The following is a 23,253-nucleotide window of genomic DNA, read 5'->3' on the forward strand; positions in this document are numbered from 1 at the left end:
AGAAATTGGGAATGGCGAGGAGCGGTCCGGTAAGGCCGCGATCCGATACGAGCTGTCAGTCGAGCGTGGCCATGAAGTCCGTGCAGGCCCGTGCGCAGTCGCGGCAGGCCTGTGCCGCGTCCTCGGCGCCCGGGTGCTTGTCGAAGACGTGGGCGCCCTCCAGGCAGACCGTGCGGGTCCACTCCAGCTGCATACGGAGGGCGCTCTCGGCGCCCTCGTCCATGCGGCCCTGCTCGGACAGCACACGGCAGGTCGCGTCGCACACCTCGGCGCACAGGATGCCCTTGCGGCGCACCAGTTCCTGTTCCGTCGTCCCGTCCGGGTCCACGAGGCTGGCCCGCAGGGCACAGGCGCGGGCGCACTCGGTGCAGGCCTGCGCACAGGCGAAGCGGTCCTCCAGGAACTGGACGAGCTCTTGCTGGGACGTTGTCGATGTCACACAGGGCGGGTAGCCGGAGCCGGAGGCACCAAACCCCGTGTTCATGAGAGGTCCGGGGGTACTCGCGAGCCATGGACACCACTTGGATGGACATCGCCGCAGCGAACGGCGCACTCGCCGTCGGACTGCTCGTCGCGGGCGTCGCCGTCGTCGCGCTGCTGATCGGCGCCTTCGTCGTGGGCGTCCGCGTCAGGCGCCGGGAACCGCGTCCGCCGCGCCCCGACGAGCAGCCGAGGCTGCCCGCCGACGGCCCGGTCCACGAGGTCCGGGAGAACAGGGAGCCGGCCGAGGTACCCAAGAGCGACAACCGGCTCACTGCGCACGACCTGCCGGGCCACGGCAACATCCCGTCCCGGCCGAGCCCGTCGAAGGAGCGGCCCCGCTGGACCGAGGGCGGCAGCGGATCGTTCGGCAGCGGCGGTACGTGACGCCGTCGGTCCTGCCGGAGGCGTCCCCGCGCGTCGCACCAGTCGTACCGAGGAAGTGAGAACCATGGCCGACCACGCCCGCGACCATCTGCCTCTGCCCGATTACGACCACCTGCCGATCGGCGGGCTGGAGAGCCGCGTACGGTCGCTGACCTCCGATGACGTCGAGGATCTGCTGGCGTACGAGCGGTCGCACGCCGACCGGCTGCCGGTGACCGAGCTGCTCGCCACCCGTCTGGAGCAGCTCCACTCCGGCGCCGAGCCGACGTCCGGTGACCCGGGCGCGCTGCGGCCCGAGAGCGGCGGCCGCCGCGCGGGCTCGGCGGTGTCGCCCGCGACCGCGTCGCCGCCGTTCAGTTCGCCGCCGCACGGCACCCCCGACCAGCGGGGGAAGCCGAAGGGTGATCGTACGTAACGGTCCGTTTCCGGGCGCGGACGCGAGGGCACTCGTGATCCGTGCTGTGGAGGAGGAGCAGGGCCCGCGCCGCCGCGCGGGCCCGCCGTGCGACCGCACACGCCGCGGACCATGCCGACGAGCGGCTTCCGCTGTACGAGGGCGGCGGGCTCCTGCGCAAGGCGTTCCCCGACCACTGGTCGTTCCTGCTGGGCGAGATCGCCCTCTACAGCTTCGTCGTCCTGTTGCTGACCGGCGTCTGGCTGACCCTCTTCTTCCACCCGTCGATGACGGAGGTCGTCTACCACGGCTCGTACCGGCCGCTGAACGGTGTGCGCATGTCGGAGGCGTACGAGTCGACGCTGGACATCAGCTTCGACGTACGCGGCGGTCTGCTGATCCGGCAACTGCACCACTGGGCGGCGCTGGTCTTCCTCGCCGCGATCGGGCTGCATCTGCTGCGGATCTTCTTCACCGGCGCGTTCCGCAGGCCCCGCGAGGTCAACTGGCTGATCGGCGTGACCCTGTTCCTGCTGGCGCTGGCCGAGGGCTTCGCCGGCTACTCGCTGCCGGACGACCTGCTGTCGGGCACGGGCCTGCGGATCGCGCAGGGCATCATGCTGTCGATCCCGCTGGTGGGGACGTATGTCAGCTTCTTCGCGTTCGGCGGCGAGTTCCCGGGCGAGGACCTGATCCCACGGCTGTACGCGCTGCACATCCTGCTTCTCCCGGGGCTGCTGCTCGCGCTGATCTCCGTGCACCTGATCCTGGTGTTCTACCTGAAGCACACCCAGTGGGCGGGCCGCGGCCGCACGAACCGCAACGCCGTGGGCAAACCCATGTTCCCGCAGTTCGCGGCGTCCTCGGGCGGTCTGACCTTCATGGTCTTCGGTGTGCTGACGCTGCTGTCGGGTCTCGCTCAGATCAACCCGATCTGGGCGTACGGCCCCTATCGCACGGACGTCGTCTCGACGGGCTCGCAACCGGACTGGTACGTCGGCTTCCTGGAGGGTTCGCTGCGTCTGGTGCCGCCCTGGGAGACCTCGGTGGCCGGCCACACGGTGATGTGGAACGTGCTGCTGCCCGCGGTCGTCCTGCCCGGGCTGCTGTTCGCGGTGCTGTACGCGTATCCGTTCGCCGAGCGGTGGGCGACCGGCGACTGCGCCGAGCACCATCTGTGCGACCGGCCGCGCGACAGGCCCGTGCGGACCGGGCTCGGGGTCGCGGCGCTCAGCTGTTACGGCGTCCTGCTGGCGGCCGGCGGAAACGACATCGTCGCCGACACCTTCAGGATCTCGGTGAACGCGCTGACCTGGGTGTTCCGCATCGCCTTCGTGCTGCTGCCGCCCCTGGCGTTCATGGTCACCCGCCGGGTGTGCGCGGCCCTGCGGGAGCGGGACCGGGAGCGGCTGGTGGAGGGTGAGGAGACCGGCGAGGTGCGGCAGACCGTCGCGGGCGGATATGTGGAGGGCCATGAGCCGCTCGACGGGGAGCGGCGGTATGTGCTGCGGGCCCACGGCTACGGGGTCGAGGAACCGGAGTCCTCGGGGGACGAGGTGGAACGCTGACCGTCGCCGTCCGCACCGTCCCGGTCCGCGTACTGGAAGACCATCCCGAATACGCCGTGCCCGAGCACCCCGAGCCCCAGCAGGAACAGCCACAGGCCGTAGACCACGCCGAGCGCCGCCAGGACGGAGCCCAGGGCGGTCGTGATCGGCCAGGGGCTGTACGGCGGGAAGAAGGCGAGCGGGCCCGCGGTGTCGACGACCTCGGCGTCGGCGCGGTCCTGGGCCCTCGGGCCTCGCCTGCGGTACTGCATGTGCAGGAAGAAGGCGACGAGGGCGGCCATCAGGAACGCCACGAGCAGGACGGCGGTGCCGGCCGGCTCCTGGGATCGCCAGCCGTAGCCGACGGCGGTGACGAGGAAGAACCCCGCCACGCCCATGAACAGCCGGGACTCGGTCTTCACTGCACATGCCTTTGGTCGAGGCGGGCCAGGTCGGGATGGTGCAGGTCGAACGCCGGGGACTCGGAGCGGATCCGGGGCAGCGCCGTGAAGTTGTGGCGCGGGGGCGGACAGGTGGTGGCCCATTCCAGGGAGCGGCCGTATCCCCAGGGGTCGTTGCGGGTGGCCGGTGTGCCGTGGTGGGTGGTGCGCCAGACGTTGTAGAGGAACGGCAGGGTGGACAGGCCGAGCAGGAAGGCGCCGACGGAGCTGACGGTGTTCAGCAGTGTGAAGCCGTCCGTGGCGAGGTAGTCGGCGTAGCGGCGGGGCATGCCCTGTTCGCCGAGCCAGTGCTGGACCAGGAAGGTGGTCTGGAAGCCGACGAACAGGGTCCAGAAGTGGATCCGACCGAGACGTTCGTCGAGCATCCTGCCGGTGAGCTTCGGCCACCAGAAGTAGAAGCCGCCGAACATCGCGAAGACGACCGTGCCGAACAGCACGTAGTGCAGATGGGCGACGATGAAGTACGAGTCGGTGAGGTGGAAGTCCAGCGGCGGGGAGGCGATGAGGACGCCGCTCATGCCGCCCAGCAGGAACGTCACCAGGAATCCGCACGCCCACAGCATGGGGGTCTCGAAGGACAGGGAACCCTTGATCATCGTGCCGATCCAGTTGAAGAACTTCACCCCGGTCGGCACCGCGATGAGAAACGACATCAGGGAGAAGAACGGCAGCAACACGGCCCCGGTGGCGAACATGTGGTGGGCCCACACCACCGCGGACAACATGGTGATGGCGATGGTGGCGCCGATGAGGCTGACGTAGCCGAAGACCGGTTTGCGGCTGAAGACGGGGATGATCTCGGAGACGATGCCGAAGAACGGCAGCGCGACGATGTAGACCTCGGGGTGGCCGAAGAACCAGAACAGGTGCTGCCACAGCAGTGCCCCGCCGCTCGCCGCGTCGTAGATGTGCGCCCCGAACCTGCGGTCCGCCTCCAGGGCGAACAGGGCGGCGGTGAGCACGGGGAACGCGGGCAGGACCAGGATCGACGTGAACAGCACGTTCCAGGTGAAGACCGGCATCCGGAACATCGTCATGCCGGGGGCGCGCAGGCACAGGATCGTGGTGATGAAGTTGACCGCGCCGAGCGTGGTCGACACGCCGGTCACCACCAGGCCCATGGTCCACAGGTCGCCGCCGGAGCCGGGGCTGCGGACCGCGCTGTTGAGGGGCGCGTAGGCGAACCAGCCGAAGCTCGCCGCTCCCCCGGGCACGACGAAGCCGCCGACGACCATCAGGCCGCCGAAGAGGTAGAGCCAGTACGACAGGGCGTTCAGCCGGGGGAACGCCACGTCCGGGGAACCGATCTGCAGCGGCATGATCGCGTTGGCGAACCCGGCGAACAGCGGGGTCGCGAACAGCAGCATCATGACCGTGCCGTGCACGGTGAACAGCTGGTTGTACTGGTCGTTGCTGAACAACTGGAGCCCGGGGCGGGCGAGTTCGGCCCGCATCAGCAGTGCGAGGACACCGCCGAGGAGGAAGAAGGCGAAGGAGGTCGTCAGATACAGGTTGCCGATCACCTTGTGGTCGGTCGTCGTCGTCCACCGCAGCAACGCCCGGCCGAAGCGCCCGCGCGGCCGGGACGGTGTTCCACGCGCCGGGTCGGTCCTGCTGTCCACCGCCATGGGCCGCTGGGTACCCGGGCTGCGGGGACGTCAGTCCTGCGGTCCCCGGCATTCACCCGTGCGCCGCAGGCGTCCTCGGGGTGCGAGGGCGCGTACGGGGTGCGCGGCGCGTCGGCGGTCAGTACGGTGCTGTTCTGGTGTTCGAGTTCGGCTGTGGGAGGCCGCATGGCCGGCGACAAGGCGGCGAAGCTGCCGCGCAAGACGTACGAGAAGGAACTGCTGCGCCTGCAGATGGAGCTGGCGAAGCTTCAGGAGTGGGTGCGGACGGAAGGCGCCCGGCTGGTCGTGGTCTTCGAGGGGCGGGACGCGGCGGGCAAGGGCGGCACCATCAAACGGGTCACCGAACATCTCAACCCGCGGATCGCGCGGATCGCGGCGCTGCCGACGCCCACCGAACGTGAGCGGAGCCAGTGGTACTTCCAGCGGTACATCCAGCACCTGCCGGCCGCCGGTGAGATCGTGCTGTTCGACCGCAGCTGGTACAACCGGGCCGGTGTCGAGCACGTCATGGGGTTCTGCACCCGGGAGGAGTACCAGCGCTTCCTGCATCAGTGCCCGATCTTCGAGCGGATGCTGGTGGAGGACGGGATCCTGCTGCGCAAGTACTGGTTCTCGGTGAGCGACGAGGAGCAGCAGGACCGCTTCAGGCGCCGTCTGGAGGACCCCCTGCGCCGCTGGAAGCTCTCCCCGATGGACCTGGAGTCGATCACCCGCTGGGAGGTGTACTCCCGGGCCAAGGACGAGATGATGGTGCACACCGACATCGCCGAGGCGCCGTGGCACGTCGTCGAGAGCGACGACAAGCGCCGGGCCCGGGTGAACATGATCGCGCATCTGCTGGACTCGGTGCCGTACCAGGACGTCCTCCCGCCGGTGCTGGACCTGCCCGAACGGCCGGAGTCGAGCGGCTACCAGCGACCGCCGCGCGACCTTCAGAAGTACGTCCCGGACCACGCGGCGAACCTCTGAGCCGCACCCGCCTCCCGCTCGGCCCGTTCACTCCTGCCCCGACCGCACGACGGCGACCGGGCAGTGGGCGTGGTGGAGCAGGGCCTGGCTGACCGAGCCCAGGAGCATCCCGGCGAATCCGCCCCGTCCGCGCGCCCCGACCACGACCAGTGCGGCTTCGGCGCTGGCCTCGATCAGGGTGTGCCGGACCCGGCCGCGCACCAGCCTGCGGTCCACGGCGACGTCGGGATACCGGTCGCGCAGCCCGCCCAGCGCCTCGGCCAGCACGCGTTCCTCCTCGTCGTGCAGCCGCTCCTCGTCGTACGTCACGAAGGGCGGGTCGGCGGGGCTGTCGTAGGCGCGCTCGGTCCGGGTGCTCCAGATGTGCAGCGCCACCAGGTCCGTGCCGTGCAGGGAGGCCCGGGAGAAGGCGAACTCGACGGCTCCCCGGGCCGCGGGCGAGCCGTCGACGGCCAGCAGGACCGGCCCGGCCGGGTTCGGCCTGCCGCGCGTCACCAGCACCGGGCAGGCGGCATGCGCGGCCAGATGGCCGGCGGTGGAGCCGAGCAGCAGGGCACCGAACCGGCTCAGGCCCCGGCTGCCGACCACGACCAGGGACGCGGTGCGCGACTCGATCTCCAGCACCGTCACCGGTTCGCCGACGACGATCTCGCGCATGACCTCGATGCCCGGCGCCGTCTCGTTTGCCCGCCGCTCGGCCTTGGCCAGCGTCCCGTCGATCAGCTCGCGCATCCCGGCGCCACTGGGCTCCCACGGCCGGCCACCATGCGGAATGTGCGCGGCCGGCCACCCGAAGGCATGCACCACCCGCAGCCCCACACCATGCAGCCCGGCCTCCCGCGCCGCAGCCTCCACCGCCTCCAGGCTCGACGCCGAACCGTCCACCCCCACGACAACCGGGCCGTTCATCACGCTCCCCTTTCCGGGCGCCGGCCGCGGGCTCGCACGCCGGGCCGACGGCCGTTGCCCTCCCAGCCTCTCCCCGCCGACGGCATTCCGCACCGGCCGGGCCGTCAGTCGTGGATGACCAGGCGGCCCGTCTGGCCCGGTTCCAGGGACACGCCGCGGCCCGGGAGGCGAACGTCGATGGGAGAGGCGTCGGAGGACGGGACCTCGATCTCCAGCAGGCCGCGTTCCAGACGCAGCCGCATGCCCCAGTGGCCCTGGTAGCGCAGCGGGAAGCCGTAGGAGGACAGCTCGGGCAGGGGTACGGGGTCCAGCCACAGGGCGCCGCCCCGGGTCTCCAGACCGGTCAGGCCGCGCTGGACGAGGTCGAGGGTGCCGGCCATGGCGCCCAGGTGGATGCCCTCGCCGGTGGTGCCGCCCTGTACGTCGGCGATGTCGCCCTGGAGAGCCTCCTGGCAGAACTTCCACGCCTCGCTGCGCCGGCACCGGGCGAGCACCCAGCCGTGGACCAGGCCGCTGAGGGTGGAGCCGTGGCTGGTGCGGTGCATGTAGTACTCAAGGGTGCGCCGCCAGGTGTCCTCGTCCAGCCGCACCCCCAACCGGTGGAACAGGCCTCCGAGTTCGGCTGGTGCGAAGAGGTATCCGAGCATCAGGACGTCGGCCTGTTTGGACGCCTTGTAGCGGTTGACGGTGTCGCCCTCCGCCTCCAGGATCCGGTCCAGTCGCCGGATGTCGCCGTAGCTCTCGCGGTAGCCGTTCCAGTCGAGTTCGGCGAGGTCTGCGTAGCCCGCGAACTGGCTGATGACGTCGTCGTGGAAGGGCACGTGGAGGGTGCGCGAGACGTCCTCCCACAGTTCGAGTTCACCCGCGTCGAGGCCGGTGCGCTCGGCGAGTTCGCGGCGGCGGGGCTCGGGCAGGGTGTCGAGCAGTTCCAGGGTGCGGGCCAGCACCCAGGCCGCGGTGACGTTGGTGTAGGCGTTGTCGTCCAGGCCGGGCACCGCCGCGTCCGGGTACGCCTCGTGGTACTCGTCCGGTCCCACCACGCCCTTGATGCGGTACCGGCCGAGGCTCCCGTCGTGCACGGCCTTGTCGGCCCAGAAGCGGGCGATCTGCAACAGCATCTCGGCGCCCTTGGTGTGCAGGAACTCCATGTCGCCGCTCGCCTCGCAGTACTGCCACACGTTGTACGCGACGGCCGAGCCGACATGGTGCTGAAGATGGGAGTGGTCCGGCAGCCAGCGTCCCGAACGCGGGTTGAGATGGAGCTGCTGGGTCTCCTCGCGTCCGTCGCTGCCGCTCTGCCAGGGGTACATCGCGCCCCGGTGGCCCGCCGCCCGGGCCGAGGTGCAGGCCTGTTCGAGGCGTCGGTGACGGTGGCGGAGCAGGGCCCGGGAGACCTCCGGGAAGTGCAGGTTCAGGTACGGCAGGACGAAGAGCTCGTCCCAGAAGACATGACCGCGATAGGCCTCGCCGTGCAGTCCCCGGGCCGGTACGCCGACGTCCAGGTCGGCGGTGTGCGGGGAGAGGGTCTGCAGGACGTGGAAGAGGTGCAGCCGCAGGATGCGGCCCGACTCGCCGGGCACGTCGAGTGCGGCGCGGCGCCAGAGCTGGTCCCAGGCCGTGAGGTGCGAGGCGACCAGCGCGTCGAAGCCGGGTGCCCGGCCCACCCGGTCGACGGCGGCGTGCAGCGGGTCGCTGATGGCCGGGTCGCGGGAGGTGTGCAGGGCCACGGTCTTGTCGACGGTGACGGTCTCGCCGGGGGCGAGGTCGACGGTCAGCTTCTGGAGGGCGTACGGCCGTTCATGGCGCGCCGTGACAGGTACGTCGGCGGTCAGCCGGGAGGCGATGCCGATCCGGATGTCGGAGGTACGGGTGCGGCAGCGCAGCCAGACCGTGTCCGGGGCGGCGGTGCCGGTGTGGACGTGGGTCAGATGGCGGCCGTCGAGGTCCCGGTAGCGCGCCACACCGGAGTTGGTGACACCACCGTCGAGGGCCGCCTCCACCTCCAGCGGGCCGGAGAGTTGCTCGGCGGTGAACTCGGTGCGCAGGGCGGCGAGATGGGGATCGGCCATGTGCGCCATCCGATGCTGGCGTACGGTCAGGACGCGGTCGTCGCCCAGGTCGTACCGCGTCCGGCGCTCCAGCAGGCCCGCGGCCAGGTGCAGCATCTGCCGGTGGTCGAGGACGTGCGCGGTGTCCGGCGTGATCCAGTGCCCGCCGGGGAGACGGAACCGCAGGGGCAGCCAGTTCGGGACATTGACCATGTCCTCGTTCTCCACACGGCGGCCGGCCACCTCGGAAGTGAGCCGGTTGTAGATGCCGGCCACATACGTCCCCGGGTAGTGGACGTCGTCGGCTGCGCACTCGGGCAGCGCGCCCCGGGTGGCGAAGTAGCCGTTGCCGAGCGTGCACAGCGACTCCCGGAGGCGTTCGTCGGCGGGCTTGTAGCCCTCGTACTCCCAGCTCCAGCCCGTACCCTCGGCCTCCCCGCTCCGGTCCGTCACGTCGGCGCTCCTCCCGCGCAGAGTTCTCCGAGGTCGTGTACGACGAGGTCGGCGCCGTGCCGCAGCAGCCGCGCCCCGGTGTCCGCGCCGGCGGCCCGGTCCACGCCGACCACCAGAGCGAACCCGCCGCGGCGCCCCGCCTCCACCCCGGCCAGGGCGTCCTCGACGACGGCTGCCCGGCCGGCGGGGACGCCGAGCCGCCGGGTCGCCTCCAGGAAGAGGTCGGGCTCGGGCTTGCCCGCGAGGCCCAGCCGGGCCGACTCGCCGCCGTCCACGAGGGCGTCGAACAGGTCGAGCACCCCGGCCCGGCTCAGCAGCTCACCGGCGTGCCGGGACGCGGACGCCGCCGCGCGGGGCACTCCTGCCGCGCGCAGGGCCTTCACCAGCCGTACGGTGCCCGGGTAGGCGTCGACGCCCTGCTCGCGCAGCCGCTGGGTGAAGAGGCGCTCCTTGTCCTCGGCGACGGACCGGACCGTGTCGGCCGACGCGTCGATGCCGCGGGCCGCGAGGAAGGCCGCGGCTCCGTCGAGGCGGGACCTGCCGTCCACGTGACGCAGATAGTCGTCCCGCACGTCGAAGGGGCGGCGCTGGTCGGGGTCCTCGGGCGGGTGGGCGCGCAGGAAGCCGTCGAAGGCCACCTTCCAGGCGGCGGCGTGGACCCTGGCCGAGTCGGTGATCACTCCGTCGGTGTCGAAGACGACGGCGCGCACGTCACGCAGGACGGGGGCGAGCGCGTCGTCGGACCTGCCAGGGGCGTCGGGCGTGCCGGATGCGTCGGGCGTGCCGGGCGTGTCGGGCGGGCGCATGGTCACGCTCGCCGCGGCGGGACGGCGCTTGGGCAGTGCGCGCGGCAGTGCCCGGCGGGTACGGCATCCAGGGGATGTCGGTGCAGGTCGGCAGCAGTGAACGCGAACCGCACGGCCTCTCACCTCCGCTCGACGGCTCACCCGCGCCCGGCGGGATCCGCTCATGGGTACCCGCCAGGCCCGCCTTGTCACCTCCGGCCCCGCCCGGAAGCCGCCGCCGCTTCGCCGTCCGTGCCCGGCGAGGGCCGGGCGGCCCTGGCGCATCAGCCGTGCGCATGGTGTGCTGGAGGTGACGGGAAGGACCCGGAACGGCGCGGGGAAGCGGATGACGGCCGCGCACCGCGCAATCAGGATCCGCGAGAAGTGGATAGGGCCCTTCCCGCCTTGTTCCTTACCTGCTCTCTTTACCTGCCCTCTTCACTTGCCCTCTTCACTTGCCCTCTTTACTTGCCCGCCCTGTCTTCCACCGTGCCGACCGCCCGCTCGACATGATCGAGAAACGCACGCAGGGCAGGGTGCGTCGCGGCCCTGGGCCACACCAGGCGGACGGTGACAGGGGGCACGTCCGCCAGTGGTCGGTAGCGGACTCCGGGGTGCGGATGGCTGTGCTCGGTGGCCTCCGCGGTGACGCCGACCGCCTCTCCGGTCGCGATCACGGTGAGCCATTCGTCGACGTTGGCCACTTCGAAGGTGTGGGGCCGCTGCCCGTCGGGCCAGAGGTCTGCCGTGGTGGCGGCGGTGGAGCAGAGGACGACCGGCCGACCGGCGAGGTCGGCCAGGCGCAGGGCCGAGCGCTCGGCGAGGGGATCCCCGTCGGGCACCGCGACCAGCCGCCGCTCCCGGTACAGCGAGCGGACCTCCAGTCCGGCATCCGCGGCCGGCGCCGTACGCAGGAACGCCGCGTCGATCTCCCCGCGCCGCAGGGCCGCCTCCGGATCGTCGCGGCGGTGCACCCGCAGGGGGGTCTGCGGGTGCTGTTCACGCCAGTCACGGAGCAGCGGTACGGTCCGGTCGCCGAGCGCCGCCCAGGCGAAGCCGATCCGCAGGGACCGTGCGCCTGCGGTGGCTTCGGTCAGCGCGTCGTCCAGCTGCCGGAGAATGGAGTGGGCCCGCTCGTGCAGTCGTCGGCCCGCGTCAGTGAGGGCGAGACGGCGCGTGGTGCGTTCCACGAGCCGGACGCCGACGCGGCTTTCCAGCTGGTCCAGGGTGCGCGAGAGCGCGGGCTGGCTGACGCGCAGCACGGCCGCGGCGTCCGTGATGGTGCCCTCGTCGCCGATCGCGAGGAGCGCGCGCAGATGCCGTAGCTCCACATTCATAACCCTGGAGCATAAATGCTGTCCGTGAGGTATTTCTCCCGTCCGGTGGATCGGGCATAGCGTCACGGCCATGAAGGCTCTGAAGATCCGGAAGATTCTGCTCGTCGGCGCCACCGGCACCCTCGGCACCGCCGTCCACAAGGCTTTGGCCGGCCGTGGACACGAGGTCCTGACCGTGGGACGCAACGCCGGCGACCTGCGTTACGACGTCACCGACCCGGCACAGATCCGCGAACTGTACGAGCGGGCCGGCCGTGTCGACGCGGTGGTCAGCGCGGCCGGCTCCACGCCGTTCAGGCCCATCACCGAGATGACAGCCGAGGACTACCTCGCCGCCTTCCACGGCAAGGCGCTCAGCCAGATCGAACTCGTGCGGCAAGGGATCTCCCGCATTTCGGAGCGCGGCTCGTTCACCCTGATCACGGGCGTGCTGGCACGGGAGCCCATACCCACGGGCACAGCCGCCTCCATGGCCAACGGCGCGGTGGAGTCGTTCGTGCGCGCCGCCGCCATCGAGATCGCCCCGCAGCGCGTCAACGCGGTCAGCCCCACGGTCTTCACGGAGAGTCTCGACACGTACGGGAACTTCTTCCCGGGCATGCCGCCGGTCCCCGTCGCCGACGCCGCGCAGGCGTACGTACGTTCCGTCGAGGGAGCGCAGACCGGGCAGGTCTACGCGCTGTAGAAGCCGCTGCCGCTCACGCGTCGTCCGGGAACTCACCCGCGAACGCGCCGGCCACGCGCAGCCAGGGCTCCGCCTCGTCGTCACGCCCCTGGCGTTGCAGGGTGCGCCCCAGCATCAGGTGGGCGTAGTGCTCCACCGGATCGCGCTCTACGATCTGGCGCAACTGTTCCTCCGCGCGCCCCAGTTGGGCGGAGTGGTAGTAGGCGCGGGCCAGCAGCAGCCGGGGTCCCGTCTGCTCCGGGGCCTCCTCGACCACGGCCGCGAGCAGCTTCGCCGCAGCGGTGTAGTCCCGCGCGTCGAACAGCAGCCGGGCCCGCTCCCAGCGCTCGATGATGCTCTCCTCGTGCGGCACTCCGGCCCCGCTGTCGAACAGGTGCAGGGCGCCGGCCCAGCGGTCGGGCGCCACTCCGCCGGTCGCCGCGTACGCGTTGAAGTTCTCGGTCATCGTCTCTCGGCTCCTCTCTTCGGTGTCACGCCACGGGTCCGGCCGGCTGTGCGCGCTCGGCGTCGCGGGCCGCGAGCAGGGAGGTGTGGGTGGGGGCGTCCGGTACGTCGGCCGGCCGGTTCCTGGCGAACTCCTCGCGCAGGACCGGGACGACCTCCTCGCCGAGCAGGTCGATCTGCTCCAGCGCGGTCTTCAGCGGGATTCCGCCGCCGTCCACCACGAACAGCTGGCGCTGGTAGTCGCCGGCGTACTCGCGGAAGGTGAGCGTCTTCTCGATGACCTGCTCGGGAGTGCCCACGGTCAGCGGGGTCTGCTCCATGTACTCCTCCATGGAGATCCCGCCGCCCATCAACGGCGAGTGGTCGAAGACGGGGCGGAACTCGCGGACGGCGTCCTGGGAGTTGGGCCGCATGAACACCTGGCCGCCCAGCCCGACGATCGCCTGCTCGGCCGTGCCGTGCCCGTAGTGCGCGTACCGCTCCCGGTACAGGTCGATCAGCTTCGCGGTGTGCTCCCTCGGCCAGAAGATGTTGTTGTGGAAGAACCCGTCGCCGTAGTACGCCGCCTGCTCGGCGATCTCCGGCGAGCGGATCGAGCCGTGCCAGACGAACGGCGGTACGCCGTCCAGCGGGCGGGGCGTGGACGTGAACCCTTGCAGGGGCGTACGGAACTTCCCCTCCCAGTTCACGACGTCCTCGCGCCAGAGCCGGTGCAGCAGGGCGTAGTTCTCGACGGCGAGGTTGATGCCCTGCCGGATGTCCTTCCCGAACCAGGGGTAGACCGGGCCGGTGTTGCCGCGCCCCATCATGAGATCCACGCGCCCGTCGGCCAGGTGCTGGAGCATGGCGTAGTCCTCGGCGATCTTCACCGGGTCGTTCGTGGTGATCAGCGTCGTGGAGGTCGACAGCACGATGCGCTCGGTGCGCGCGGCGACATGGCCGAGCAGGGTCGTCGGGGACGACGGCACGAACGGCGGGTTGTGGTGCTCCCCGGTCGCGAAGACGTCGAGGCCGACCTCCTCGGCCTTCAGCGCGATGGCCACCATCGCCTTGATCCGCTCGTGCTCGGTCGGCGTACGACCCGTGTGCGCGTCGGTGGCCACGTCACCGACGGTGAAGATGCCGAACTGCATCGCCCTCACCCCTCCTCACCCCCCCTTACGTTGATACATCAACTATGCCGCTGCAACGCGCCCTCGCGCCCCGCTATTCCCTTCAGCCCACGGGACGCCTCTCGCACGGAGGCCGGTGGCGCGGGTCAGCGGCGGGGCGGGTTTCCGCGTGGTGTGATGACGGCGTTCGGCAGGGCCGGTGCGGGGAGGCGGCGGCCCTGGTGGCCCTCGACCTCAGGGGCACGTCCCGCGTGGACAGCACGTCGACCCGGGGTTCCTCGGCCGGCCCGCCGGCGTCCACGGCCGCACGCACCCGACGGGCGTGCCCTGGCCGGACCAGAAGGAGACGCGAAGTGAGCGAGCAGACCAACGGATCCGCCGCCCGGAGGATCTACGTGTCTCCCAGCTGAACGGCTGCGCCTACTGCCTCGACCTGCACACCAGGAAGGCCCTGCGCGCGGGCGAGTCGCCGGAGCGGCTGGGGGTTCTGCCGGCCTGGCGGGACGCCGACGTGTTCACTCCGGTGGAGCGCGCGGCCCTGGAGCTGGCCGAGGCGACGAACGATCCGACGGATGCCGAGGCGCAGGCGTCCGCCTACGCCGCCGCCCGCAGGGCGCTCACCGAGGACCAGATCTCCGCCGCGATCTGGGTGGCGATCACATCGGGGCGTTCAACCGCGTATCGATCATGAGCAAGCACCCGGTGCGGGCAACCGGCCGGACCCGAGCCTCGTCGACACCCTCCTCGACCGATGGCAGTGCTTGACTCAGTCGCGTCAGGACCGGGTCTCGTCCAGCTTGCCGATGACCCGCTCGGAGATCTCGGTCAGTACCCGGAGTTCGGCCGGCGTGACATGGTCCATGAACAGTTCGCGCACCGCCTCGACATGACGTGGGGCGGCCGCCTCGACGGCGGCCCGCCCCACGTCCGTGATCACCACGAAGGCGCCGCGCCCGTCCTCGGGGCACTCCTCGCGCACCACCATGCCCCGACCGGCCATCCGGGCGATGTGGTGGGACATCCGGCTCTTCTCCCACTCCAGCGCCCGCGCCAGATCCTGGTACCGCTGCCGCCCGTCCGGTACGTCCGTGAGATTGACCAGCACCGCGAAGTCCGCGGGGGACACGTTCGACTCCGACTGGAGCATGCGGCCAAGACGCCCGCCGAGCCGCTCATGCAGCCGGACGAAGCCTCGCCACGCGCGCTGCTCGTCCGCCGTCAGCCATCGCACTGCCCCTTGCTCGCCCATGGAGAAAGTGTAAACGTAGTTGACAGTTCACCAAACTGTCCGAAGGGCGGGCGGCGGTGTCGCGTCAGCCCGCCTGGATGTCGGCGGCGTTCTCGGCCGGCAAGGGCGGAATGCTGCCTGTCACCGCCAGGTCCCGGTACCACAGCGCGCTGTCCTTCAACGTACGGCGCTGGGTCTCGTAGTCGACGTGGACGATGCCGAAGCGCTTCGAGTACCCGTAGCCCCACTCGAAGTTGTCCATCAGCGACCACACGAAGTACCCGCGCAGATCGACGCCGGAGGTCAGCGCACGGTGGGCGGCGGCGAGGTGACGGTGGAGGTAGTCGACCCGCTCGGGGTCGTGGACGGCGTACGAGCCGTCGGCGCGGGCGGTGACGCGGTCGTCGAAGGCAGCTCCGTTCTCGGTGACGACCAGCGGCTGGTCCGGGAACCGGGTGTGCAGGTCCAGGAGGAGTTCCTCGAGGCCGTCGGGGTCGATGTTCCAGCCCATGGCGGTGTGCGGGCCCGGCTGCTCGACGAACTCGACCTGGGGCGAGCCGGGCCAGGGCGAGCCGCCCATGTCCTTGTGCCCGTCATGGTTCTGACGCGACGTCGCACCGTCCCAGAGGCGGACGGCGGTGGTGGCGTAGTAGTTGACGCCGAGCAGGTCCAGGGGCTGGTGGATCTGGGCCAGGTCGCCGTCCTGGACGAACGCCCAGTCGGTGACCTCGGCCGTGTCCTCAAGCAGGTCCGCCGGGTAGTGGCCGCGCAGCAGCGGGTCTGTGAAGGAGCGGTTGGCCAGCGCGTCGATGCGGCGCACCGCCTCCTTCCCGCCGTCGCCGCGGCCCCGCAGGACGTGGAAGTTGAGGGTGACGGAGTACTGCGGATCGTTGGTGGTGACCGCCCTGAGCTGCTGCACCGCGAGACCGTGGGCGAGGTTCAGGTGGTGGACCGCGGTCAGCGCGGCGGCGCCGTCGGTGCGGCCGGGGGCGTGCGCTCCGGACCCGTAGCCGAGGTAGGCGGAGCACCACGGTTCGTTCAGGGTCGTCCAGATCGCGACGCGGTCGCCGAGGGACTGGCCGACGATACGGGCGTACTCGGCGAAGGCGTGGGCGGTGGCTCGGTTCGTCCAGCCACCGGCGTCCTCGAGGGCCTGGGGCAGGTCCCAGTGGTAGAGGGTCGCGACCGGCGCGATCCCCCGGTCGAGCAGGCCGTCGACCAGCCGGCTGTAGAAGTCCAGCCCCTTGGGGTTGGCCGGGCCCCGGCCGGTCGGCTGGATGCGCGGCCAGGCGATGGAGAAGCGGTACGCCCGCAGCCCCAGGGACGCCATGAGATCGAGGTCGGCTTCGAGCCGGTGGTAGTGGTCGGCGGCGACGTCACCGGTGTCGCCGTTCCACGTCTTGCCGGGGGTGCGGGAGAAGGTGTCCCAGATCGAAGGGCCGCGTCCGTCCTCGGCGGCGGCGCCTTCGATCTGGTAGGCCGCGGTCGCGGAACCGAGGACGAAGCCGGCGGGGAACGTCAGGGGCTGGGCGGGGTCGTTCGGGGCTGTCGGCATGTGGATCTCTCCGGAGGTCTCGGCTGAGGGCCGGGTCCTGACGGACCAGGCGGGTCGGTGGCCACGGGACGGGACCGTCGCTCGATCCTCGTCGGCCCGCCCACCCGGAACCACGGTGATGTTAACGTTAACAACTGTCAAGGTCTCCGCCCGTCGAATCCCCTCCCCGCCACCCTCTCGCCACCGCCCTCTCCCCTCCCCCTCCCCCTCCCCCTCCGTTCCGCCCCCTCCCTTCCGCCCTCTCCCGCCTCGGAGTGCGCCCGTGCCGACCTTCGCCAACCCCGTTCTCGCCGGCAGTCACCCGGACCCGTCGATCTGCCGGGCGGGAGAGGACTTCTACCTGGTCACGTCGTCGTTCGCGTACTATCCCGGGCTCCCGGTCTTCCACAGCCGCGACCTGGTGAACTGGCGGCCGCTGGGACATGTGGTGCACCGGCCGTCCCAGCTGTCGTTGAACGGGCTGGGCATCTCGGACGGGCTCTGGGCCGCCACCATCCGCCATCACGAGGGCACCTTCTACGTGGTCGTGACCCTCGCGAGCGGCCGCCGGGGCAGCACCACGCTCCTCTTCACGGCCCACGACCCGGCCGGACCCTGGTCTGAGCCGACCGTCCTGGACGCGGAGGGCATCGACCCGTCGCTCTTCTTCGACGACGACGGCCGCTGCTGGTTCACCGCCTGCCGCGACGCCGCCGAACCGGAGGTGACGGGACCCGGAGAGCTGTGGATGCGCGAACTCGACCTCGAGACCCTGGCGTTGACCGGTCCGACCCACGCCCTCTGGTACGGCGCGATGCGCGGCGCCTGGGTGGAGGCGCCGCACCTGTACAAGCGCGACGGGGTGTACCACCTGATCGCCGCCGAGGGCGGCACCGAACACCATCACGCCGTCACCGCGGCCCGCTCCGACACCGTGACCGGCCCCTACGCCACGGACCCCAGGAGCCCGCTGCTCACCCACCGCCACCGTGGAGCGGCGGAACCGATCCACAACGTCGGCCACGTCGACCTCGTCGACACCCCCGCCGGGGAGACCTGGGCCGTGGCCCTGGGTGTACGGCCGGTCGACGGTACCCACACCCTCGGCCGCGAGGTCTTTCTCGTGCCGGTGGAGTGGACCGCCCGGGGCCCCGTCTTCGCACCGGACACCGGGCGGGTACGACCGGCGGAGCGGCTGCCGGCGGGACTGACGCCACCGGCCAGGGTTACGCACCCGACCGCACCGGTGCGGGACGACTTCAGCGGCGCCGCGCTGGGCCCGGAGTGGAACAGCCTGCGCGGACCGGTCGACCACCTCGTCTCGCCGCGCCCCGGCGAGCAAGGCCTGACCGTCCGGCTGTCCCCCGAGCCCCTGACCTCGACGGGCACCCCCGCGTTCGTGGGGCGCCGTCAGCAGCACCTCCGCATGCGCGCACGCACCCGCATCCGCTTCACCGCCGCCACACCGGCACACGAGGCGGGACTGGCCGTGGTCCAGGACCACCACCACGCCACTCTCGCCCTGACCACCGACGCCTCCGGCACCCCGCACGTCGTCCTCACGGCCCGTCAGACGGACTCCGAGACCCGGCTCGCGGCGATACCCGTGACGAACGACGACGTCGTCCTCACGGTCGACAGCGACGAGTCCGGCTACACCTTCCACGTCGAGGACGGCACCGGCACGACGACCCTCGGCAGCATCGACCGCCCCTTCTTCAGCACGGAACTCGCGGGCGGGTTCGTCGGTGTCTACGTCGGCCTGTACGGCATCGGCGACGCCGAAGCGGGCGAGGCACACGTGCACTGGTTCGAGTACGGCCCCGCCTGCTGACCTCCCCGCGCCTTCGAGCCGGCGCCGCGCCTCAGGAATCCACGCGGGGCGCGGCGGTGCTGCGTCGTACGACGAGTTCCGGTGCGATCTTCTGGCGTTCGGCGGCGTCCCCGCCCAGCATCCGCACGAGCAGTTCGATGGCACTGCTGCCCAGGTGGGCGAAGTCCTGGCGGACGGTGGTCAGGGCGGGTACGAGGTAGCCCGAGCCCTTCATGTCGTCGAACCCGACGAGGGACACGTCCTGCGGCACCTTCACGCCTCGCTCGGCGAAGGCCGCCAGAACGCCCATCGCCATCTGGTCGTTGCCCGCGAAGACGGCGGTCGGCATCTCGGTGCCGGCCGCGCACAGCCGGTGGGCGAGACGGAATCCGCTCTCGGCGCTGAAGTCCCCTTCGAGCAGGGTGCCCTCCGCTCCCGCGGTGGCGAGCTCGGCCTGCCAGCCGTCGACACGGGCCCGGGCGTCGAAGATGCGCGGGGCGCCGGTCAGATGGGCGATGTGCCGGTGCCCGAGGTCGAGGAGGTGCCGGACCGCGAGCCGGGCGCCGAGTTCCTGGTCGACCTCGACGAAGCTCAGACCGGGGTTGGGCACGCTGCCGGACATCACCACGGCCACGGGTACTTCGAGGACGAGGCCGGACAGCGCCTCCACGGCGAGGGGGTGGTCGGCGACGATCGCAATCGCCTCGACCGACTGATCGGTGAGCCGTTGCAGTGTCTCCACGAGGTCACCGGTGGTGCTCTCGCCCTGCCGGCTCGCCAGACTCACCCAGTAGCCGGCCTGTTTGGCGGCCGTCTCCACGCCCAGGAGGATGCGGGGCAGCTCGAACAGCTCCGAACCGACGATCACCACGCCGATGGTCGAGGAGCGACGGCTCTTGAGGGCTCTGGCCACGCTGTTGCGGCGGTAGCCGAGCTTCTGGATCGCGGCCTCGACCCGGGCCCGGGTCTCCGGCCTGACCGACGGGTGGCCGTTGACGACCCTGGAGACGGTGATGTGCGAGACGCCGGCCTCCCGCGCCACGTCCATCATTCCCGGTGGCCGGTTCATCTCACCCGTCCCTCTGCTCTCGCCCCCAGCACACGGCCCCAGCACACGGCCCCTGCGTCCAACGCCGATACTGTCACAGGCCGCGGAGCCGCACCGGCCTCATTCTGTTGACGCATCATCTTCCCCCTCGCCCCATTCTGTGCACGTCCCCCTGTGGGCGACACCCGCGGCCGGGACCGGTCCCGGCCCACCAGTGGTCCGATGCGTCCAGTCAGGAGTGCCCGCCCGGTCAGTGGCGGGTCGACGCACACGTCACGGCACACGGAGAGCGGGGAGTGGGGAGTCGGATGAGAAGCCGGGTACGGGAAGGTGCCATCGCTCTGGCGGCAGTGGCTCTGGTGACATCGTGCAGCGCGGGTCCGACGGGAGACGGGGACGGTTCGGCGTCCAGCCGCTCGCCGTCGGTCAAGCCCAGCCGGAAGGTGCTCGACCTCACCGGCGATCCCCGGGCCGCGGCGCCCTTGGCGTTCGACAGCAAGGCGGCCCATGTCCTGCCGACCGGCCCGAAAGGCAACCCCACCATCGCCTTGTACGGCCGTGCGGCCTGGCTGTCGCACGCGTCCGGCGTGACGGTGTACGACCTCGCCACGGGCAGGGCCGTCAGCACCCTCACGACCCGGAACACGCCCATGTACGACCTTCCGGCGCCCGGTGAGCTGAGCAAGAAGCAGGCCGAGCTGGTACGGGAGCGCGTGTCGTTCCCTGTGCCGGTGCGGATCGGCGGCGTGCCTGCCGTGCTCACCGTCGTGCCGGTGCGGCTCGCCAAGACGGGCACCGGCAAGGCCCAGGCCGGGTTCGAGGTGATCGCGGCGCGTGCGGACGACGGCAAGCTGATCTGGCGGCTGCCCGTGGACATCTACGGTGACCCGGCCGGCAAGCTCGGCGCGCTTCAGGTGTCGGTGGGGGACGGCGTCGCCACCGTCACCTGGACGGAGGACGGCTATCCGACCGGCACCTTCGCACTCGCCCTGGACGAGCCCCGCACGCTGTGGCAGCGCGCCGGGTTCTGGAAGGTCGGCGGATCCGGCGACGCCGTGCTGGGCTTCCGCGAGGAGCCGGACGAGAACTACTCGTTGGCCGGTGTCGCCGCGGCCGACGGCCGTGACCTCTGGGTCAAGGAGGTGCCGGCCGGCGCCCTCTGGGCGATTGCCTCGAACGGCGCTCCCCTGGCCAAGCTCGACGACGACAGCGAGCAGTCGCGGCTGATCGAGATCGCGACCGGTGACTTCGCGCTGTCGAAGCGAGGCGGCCTGACCAAGGGCATGGACTGCGAACACGACGACGAGGGCACCGTTCAGCTGTGCGCCTCGAAGAAGGACGGGGCGGTCGCGGTGAACGACGCCGGCGAGGTGCTGTGGCGCCGGGCGGCCGGTGCGGGGCCGGGCGAGTGGAGCGGCACCTTGGAGGCCGAGTTCAAGGATCTGTTCTACGTCAAGGGCAAGGAGGGAGCGTTCGTCGTGGACGGGCGTACCGGGCGAACGGTCAGCGCCGACGCGGGGGTTGTCCCCGATCGCGTCAGCGCCTACGCCGCGCTCGTGTACACCGACAACGGCGCAGCGGTCCACCTGGCCGAGCGCTGAACGAGGGCCGTCGTCACGGCATGGACCGCAGGGGCGGATGCCGGGTCGTGATCCCTGGGGGCTGGAGCAGGGGCGGCGGTTCGGGTCCGGGGTCCTCGATGGCGACCACGCCGGCGGCCACGGGGTCGAACCCGTTCGGCCAGCGGGTGTGTTCGCTGGCCAGCGCGCCGGTCAGACGCGCCTGGAGCAGGTCGGCCGTGCTCAGGTCGGCGCCCCGCAGGTCGGCCAGCCGCAGGTCGGCGCGGTGGAAGACGGCGCCGCCCGCGTCGGCCTTGCGCAGGTTCGCCTCGCGCAGGTCGGCCTCGGTGAAGTCGGCGTCGCGCAGGTCGGTCTCGACCAGCCGGGCGCCCCGCAGGTCGGCCAGCACGCAGCGGGCCCGGCGCAGGATCGCGGTCGTGAGGTCGGCGTGCCGCAGGTTGACCGAGACGAGGGAGGACTGCCGCAGGTTGGCGTGGTAGAGGCCGGCCCCCTCCATGCAGGACCGGTCGAGGTTGACCTCGTGGAGCCACAGCCCGTCGCAGTCGGCCCGGCGCAGGTCCGTGACGCTGAGGTTGACCCAGGACTGCTCTCGGGGTTGCAGCAGCAGCACGCCGAGCCCGGTCAGCGCGACCTGGGCGTCGGCGGCCCGGACCTCCAGCGGCACGACGTCGTTGATGGACAGGTCCGCCGCCGGAGCCTCCGGGCGGACGGGCGGCCAGGGCAGGTGCGTCCGCAGGTAGGCCGCCTGGATCGAGACGACGGCCTCACGGTCGCGGGCGGAGTGCTCCGCGATGCGCCACAGCGCGTGGAGCCCGCCGATGCGTGTCTCCAGCTTGTCGCTGCCGAGCTGATCGACGGCCGTGCTGAACCGGTCGGTGACATGGCCCTCCTGGGTGGCGCGCAACGTGTCCTGGCTGACGCGCAGTTGACGCCAGGTGGCGTACGCGCCGAACAGCACGACCATGCCGCCCACGGCCTGGAGCAGAGTCGTTCGGACGTCAGCCACCGCTTTCAGCCGGTCCTGAGCAGCCACGCTCGCCCCACCGAGATCATGGTCGACCACCACACCCGGCACGACGACGAGCACCACCCCCAGAACGGCCAGCCCCACCGCCCCGGCCAGCACGACCGCGAGCGCGCGGCGCCCGGCCGGCCGTTCGCGCCGCGACCAGAGCCCGCGCCCGCGGTCCGACTCCCCCGTGTCCATGGGCTGGGAGCCTAGGCGCCACGCCAGGAACGATCAAGGTCGATGCGTGGGAGCGACGGTGTCCGCCCTCAGGTGCTTTGCTGAAACGGCAACGGGGTTCGGTCTGGCGGCGCTGCCCGCAGCAGGATCGGCAGCGAGCCTCGGGCGCGGCGGACCGTCGGCGGTCGTGGCTCACGCAGGCCGACCGGACTCGGAGGACTCATGCCACCGCACACCACGGACTTCACGCACCGCCTGGTCCCCACCTCGGCGGGCCGGACCCACCTGGTGGAACAGGGAACCGGGCCGCTGGTGCTGCTCGTGCACGGTTTCCCCGAGTCCTGGTACTCCTGGCGTCACCAACTGCCGGTCCTGGCCGCGGCCGGCCATCGCGCTGTCGCCGTCGACGTCCGCGGCTACGGCCGCTCCTCCCGGCCCGCCGACCCGGGCGCGTACCGGATGACCGAGCTGGTGGAGGACAACGCCGAGGTGGTGCGTGCCCTGGGCGAGGAGTCCGCGGTGATCGTCGGCCACGACTGGGGCGCGACGATCGCCGCCAACTCCGCGCTGCTCAGGCCGGACGTCTTCCGCGCGGTGGGGCTGCTGAGCGTCCCGTACACCCCACGCGGTGGGCCCCGGCCCAGCGAGGTCTTCGCGGGGATGGGCGGGGACGAGGAGTTCTACGTCTCCTACTTCCAGCGGCCGGGCCGCGCCGAGGCCGAGATCGAGCCCGATGTGCGCGGCTGGCTCGCGGGCTTCTACGCGGCCTTGTCCGGGGACACCATGCCCGGGCCGACGGCCCCGGACCCGCACTTCGTCAGCAGGGGCAGGGCGATGCGGGACCGGTTCCCCGAGGGCCGGCTTCCCGCCTGGCTCGGCGAGCGCGACCTGGACGTGTACGCCGGGGAGTTCGAGCGCACGGGTCTGACCGGGGCGCTGAACCGGTACCGGAACATGGACCGCGACTGGGAGGACCTGGCCGCCCTCGACGGCGTCCCTGTCGCCCAGCCGTCGCTGTTCGTCGGAGGCCGCCTGGACGCCTCCACCACTTGGCTCGCCGACGCGATCGACGCCTACCCCGTCACGCTGCCCGGGCTGGTCTCCTCCCACCTCCTCGACGGCTGCGGTCACTGGATCCAGCAGGAACGCCCGGCCGAGGTCAACCGGATCCTCACCGACTGGCTGGCGGCCCTGCCCAGTTGAAGCAGACGTCCGTCGGGCCGCC

21 protein-coding genes and 1 pseudogene are annotated in these 23,253 nt (G+C 71.4%); 9 read left to right on the forward strand and 13 right to left on the reverse strand.

From position 1 onward, the window contains the following. Positions 1-55: 55 nt before the first annotated feature. Positions 56-484 carry a four-helix bundle copper-binding protein gene (locus tag AQJ67_RS06610; protein ID WP_062717096.1) on the reverse strand — a complete coding sequence of 143 codons (429 nt, stop codon included), beginning with the start codon at positions 482-484 and terminating at the stop codon, positions 56-58. Positions 485-510: 26 nt separating this feature from the next. Between AQJ67_RS06610 and AQJ67_RS06615 the strand changes: the two genes are divergently transcribed. The 3 genes from AQJ67_RS06615 (at position 511) to qcrB (ending at position 2,829) form a co-directional block, all read left to right on the forward strand. After that, positions 511-867 carry a DUF6479 family protein gene (locus AQJ67_RS06615; protein WP_062717097.1) on the forward strand — a complete coding sequence of 119 codons (357 nt, stop codon included), beginning with the start codon at positions 511-513 and terminating at the stop codon, positions 865-867. Between the two features lie 64 nt (positions 868-931). After that, positions 932-1,282, forward strand: a complete 351-nt coding sequence (locus tag AQJ67_RS06620; protein ID WP_062717098.1) for a DUF8129 domain-containing protein — start codon at positions 932-934, stop codon at positions 1,280-1,282. 41 nt (positions 1,283-1,323) lie between these two features. Next, positions 1,324-2,829 carry a cytochrome bc1 complex cytochrome b subunit gene (qcrB, locus tag AQJ67_RS06625; protein WP_079055810.1) on the forward strand — a complete coding sequence of 502 codons (1,506 nt, stop codon included), beginning with the start codon at positions 1,324-1,326 and terminating at the stop codon, positions 2,827-2,829. Here qcrB and ctaF read toward each other — a convergent pair. After that, entirely contained in the window at positions 2,781-3,230 is a 450-nt protein-coding gene (gene ctaF / locus AQJ67_RS06630; protein ID WP_062717099.1) for an aa3-type cytochrome oxidase subunit IV, read from the reverse strand. The two genes, qcrB and ctaF, sit on opposite strands and share 49 nt — an antisense overlap. After that, positions 3,227-4,897, reverse strand: a complete 1,671-nt coding sequence (gene ctaD, locus AQJ67_RS06635) for an aa3-type cytochrome oxidase subunit I (RefSeq protein WP_062717100.1) — start codon at positions 4,895-4,897, stop codon at positions 3,227-3,229. The genes ctaF and ctaD overlap by 4 nt, the downstream gene beginning before the upstream one ends. Before the next feature lie 165 nt (positions 4,898-5,062). Here ctaD and ppk2 point away from each other — a divergent pair, with 165 nt between their 5' ends. Beyond that, on the forward strand, positions 5,063-5,866 hold the full coding sequence (gene ppk2 / locus AQJ67_RS06640; RefSeq protein ID WP_062717101.1) for a polyphosphate kinase 2: 804 nt from the start codon (positions 5,063-5,065) through the stop codon (positions 5,864-5,866). Between the two features lie 27 nt (positions 5,867-5,893). Here the strand turns inward: ppk2 and AQJ67_RS06645 are convergent, their stop codons facing one another. The 4 genes from AQJ67_RS06645 to AQJ67_RS06660 form a co-directional block, all read right to left on the reverse strand. After that, entirely contained in the window at positions 5,894-6,775 is an 882-nt protein-coding gene (locus tag AQJ67_RS06645; protein ID WP_062717102.1) for a universal stress protein, read from the reverse strand. 104 nt (positions 6,776-6,879) lie between these two features. Continuing rightward, on the reverse strand, positions 6,880-9,276 hold the full coding sequence (locus AQJ67_RS06650; protein ID WP_062717103.1) for a glycoside hydrolase family 65 protein: 2,397 nt from the start codon (positions 9,274-9,276) through the stop codon (positions 6,880-6,882). Continuing rightward, a complete protein-coding gene (locus tag AQJ67_RS06655; RefSeq protein WP_062717104.1) occupies positions 9,273-10,082 on the reverse strand; it encodes an HAD family hydrolase in 810 nt (269 codons plus the stop codon). The genes AQJ67_RS06650 and AQJ67_RS06655 overlap by 4 nt, the downstream gene beginning before the upstream one ends. 443 nt (positions 10,083-10,525) lie before the next feature. Continuing rightward, positions 10,526-11,398 carry a LysR family transcriptional regulator gene (locus tag AQJ67_RS06660; protein ID WP_062717105.1) on the reverse strand — a complete coding sequence of 291 codons (873 nt, stop codon included), beginning with the start codon at positions 11,396-11,398 and terminating at the stop codon, positions 10,526-10,528. A 70-nt stretch (positions 11,399-11,468) separates the two neighbouring features. On the opposite strand from AQJ67_RS06660, the gene AQJ67_RS06665 reads away from it, so the two are divergent. After that, complete coding sequence (locus AQJ67_RS06665; RefSeq protein WP_062717106.1) at positions 11,469-12,083, forward strand: short chain dehydrogenase; 615 nt, start codon at positions 11,469-11,471, stop codon at positions 12,081-12,083. A gap of 13 nt (positions 12,084-12,096) precedes the next feature. On the opposite strand, the gene AQJ67_RS06670 is transcribed toward AQJ67_RS06665, so the two are convergent. Both AQJ67_RS06670 and AQJ67_RS06675 read right to left on the reverse strand, forming a co-directional pair. Next, entirely contained in the window at positions 12,097-12,528 is a 432-nt protein-coding gene (locus AQJ67_RS06670) for a tetratricopeptide repeat protein (RefSeq protein WP_062717107.1), read from the reverse strand. A gap of 25 nt (positions 12,529-12,553) precedes the next feature. Next, entirely contained in the window at positions 12,554-13,660 is a 1,107-nt protein-coding gene (locus tag AQJ67_RS06675) for an LLM class flavin-dependent oxidoreductase (protein ID WP_062717108.1), read from the reverse strand. A gap of 367 nt (positions 13,661-14,027) precedes the next feature. Between AQJ67_RS06675 and AQJ67_RS06680 the strand changes: the two are divergent. Beyond that, positions 14,028-14,404, forward strand: a pseudogene (locus AQJ67_RS06680) (carboxymuconolactone decarboxylase family protein); the annotation flags it as partial. Between the two features lie 10 nt (positions 14,405-14,414). Here AQJ67_RS06680 and AQJ67_RS06685 read toward each other — a convergent pair. Together AQJ67_RS06685 and AQJ67_RS06690 are read right to left on the reverse strand one after the other, a co-directional pair. Next, a complete protein-coding gene (locus AQJ67_RS06685) occupies positions 14,415-14,888 on the reverse strand; it encodes a MarR family winged helix-turn-helix transcriptional regulator (RefSeq protein WP_062717109.1) in 474 nt (157 codons plus the stop codon). 64 nt (positions 14,889-14,952) lie between these two features. Continuing rightward, positions 14,953-16,422 carry a GH1 family beta-glucosidase gene (locus tag AQJ67_RS06690; protein WP_062717110.1) on the reverse strand — a complete coding sequence of 490 codons (1,470 nt, stop codon included), beginning with the start codon at positions 16,420-16,422 and terminating at the stop codon, positions 14,953-14,955. 262 nt (positions 16,423-16,684) lie between these two features. Here AQJ67_RS06690 and AQJ67_RS06695 point away from each other — a divergent pair, with 262 nt between their 5' ends. After that, positions 16,685-18,235 (forward strand): glycoside hydrolase family 43 protein, encoded by a 1,551-nt coding sequence (locus AQJ67_RS06695; RefSeq protein ID WP_062717111.1) that lies wholly within the window; start codon positions 16,685-16,687, stop codon positions 18,233-18,235. A gap of 31 nt (positions 18,236-18,266) precedes the next feature. Here AQJ67_RS06695 and AQJ67_RS06700 read toward each other — a convergent pair whose 3' ends face one another. Continuing rightward, positions 18,267-19,283: a LacI family DNA-binding transcriptional regulator gene (locus AQJ67_RS06700; protein WP_062717112.1), complete on the reverse strand. Its 1,017-nt coding sequence runs from the start codon at positions 19,281-19,283 to the stop codon at positions 18,267-18,269. A gap of 338 nt (positions 19,284-19,621) precedes the next feature. Here AQJ67_RS06700 and AQJ67_RS06705 point away from each other — a divergent pair, with 338 nt between their 5' ends. Next, the gene (locus AQJ67_RS06705; protein WP_159058727.1) at positions 19,622-20,863 is read left to right on the forward strand and encodes a hypothetical protein; all 1,242 of its coding nucleotides are present in this window, start codon (positions 19,622-19,624) and stop codon (positions 20,861-20,863) included. 13 nt (positions 20,864-20,876) lie between these two features. On the opposite strand, the gene AQJ67_RS50155 is transcribed toward AQJ67_RS06705, so the two are convergent. Continuing rightward, positions 20,877-22,049, reverse strand: coding sequence for a pentapeptide repeat-containing protein (locus AQJ67_RS50155; protein WP_079055811.1), 1,173 nt, complete (start codon positions 22,047-22,049; stop codon positions 20,877-20,879). Positions 22,050-22,250: 201 nt separating this feature from the next. Here AQJ67_RS50155 and AQJ67_RS06715 point away from each other — a divergent pair, with 201 nt between their 5' ends. Next, entirely contained in the window at positions 22,251-23,231 is a 981-nt protein-coding gene (locus AQJ67_RS06715) for an alpha/beta fold hydrolase (protein WP_062717114.1), read from the forward strand. Positions 23,232-23,253 lie beyond the last annotated feature (22 nt).

The sequence above is a fragment of the Streptomyces caeruleatus genome (assembly GCF_001514235.1).
Classification (GTDB): domain Bacteria; phylum Actinomycetota; class Actinomycetes; order Streptomycetales; family Streptomycetaceae; genus Streptomyces; species Streptomyces caeruleatus.

Excerpts from the sequence above, each read along its gene's own strand:
- AQJ67_RS06610 (WP_062717096.1), bottom strand. The coding sequence starts at position 484 with ATGAACACGGGGTTTGGTGCCTCCGGCTCCGGCTACCCGCCCTGTGTG.
- AQJ67_RS06655 (WP_062717104.1), bottom strand. The coding sequence starts at position 10,082 with ATGCGCCCGCCCGACACGCCCGGCACGCCCGACGCATCCGGCACGCCC.
- AQJ67_RS06645 (WP_062717102.1), bottom strand. The coding sequence starts at position 6,775 with ATGAACGGCCCGGTTGTCGTGGGGGTGGACGGTTCGGCGTCGAGCCTG.
- AQJ67_RS06685 (WP_062717109.1), bottom strand. The coding sequence starts at position 14,888 with ATGGGCGAGCAAGGGGCAGTGCGATGGCTGACGGCGGACGAGCAGCGC.
- AQJ67_RS06670 (WP_062717107.1), bottom strand. The coding sequence starts at position 12,528 with ATGACCGAGAACTTCAACGCGTACGCGGCGACCGGCGGAGTGGCGCCC.
- AQJ67_RS06615 (WP_062717097.1), top strand. The coding sequence starts at position 511 with ATGGACACCACTTGGATGGACATCGCCGCAGCGAACGGCGCACTCGCC.
- AQJ67_RS06700 (WP_062717112.1), bottom strand. The coding sequence starts at position 19,283 with ATGAACCGGCCACCGGGAATGATGGACGTGGCGCGGGAGGCCGGCGTC.
- AQJ67_RS06715 (WP_062717114.1), top strand. The coding sequence starts at position 22,251 with ATGCCACCGCACACCACGGACTTCACGCACCGCCTGGTCCCCACCTCG.
- AQJ67_RS06620 (WP_062717098.1), top strand. The coding sequence starts at position 932 with ATGGCCGACCACGCCCGCGACCATCTGCCTCTGCCCGATTACGACCAC.
- AQJ67_RS06690 (WP_062717110.1), bottom strand. The coding sequence starts at position 16,422 with ATGCCGACAGCCCCGAACGACCCCGCCCAGCCCCTGACGTTCCCCGCC.
- AQJ67_RS50155 (WP_079055811.1), bottom strand. The coding sequence starts at position 22,049 with ATGGACACGGGGGAGTCGGACCGCGGGCGCGGGCTCTGGTCGCGGCGC.
- ctaD (WP_062717100.1), bottom strand. The coding sequence starts at position 4,897 with ATGGCGGTGGACAGCAGGACCGACCCGGCGCGTGGAACACCGTCCCGG.
- AQJ67_RS06660 (WP_062717105.1), bottom strand. The coding sequence starts at position 11,398 with ATGAATGTGGAGCTACGGCATCTGCGCGCGCTCCTCGCGATCGGCGAC.
- ppk2 (WP_062717101.1), top strand. The coding sequence starts at position 5,063 with ATGGCCGGCGACAAGGCGGCGAAGCTGCCGCGCAAGACGTACGAGAAG.
- AQJ67_RS06665 (WP_062717106.1), top strand. The coding sequence starts at position 11,469 with ATGAAGGCTCTGAAGATCCGGAAGATTCTGCTCGTCGGCGCCACCGGC.
- AQJ67_RS06675 (WP_062717108.1), bottom strand. The coding sequence starts at position 13,660 with ATGCAGTTCGGCATCTTCACCGTCGGTGACGTGGCCACCGACGCGCAC.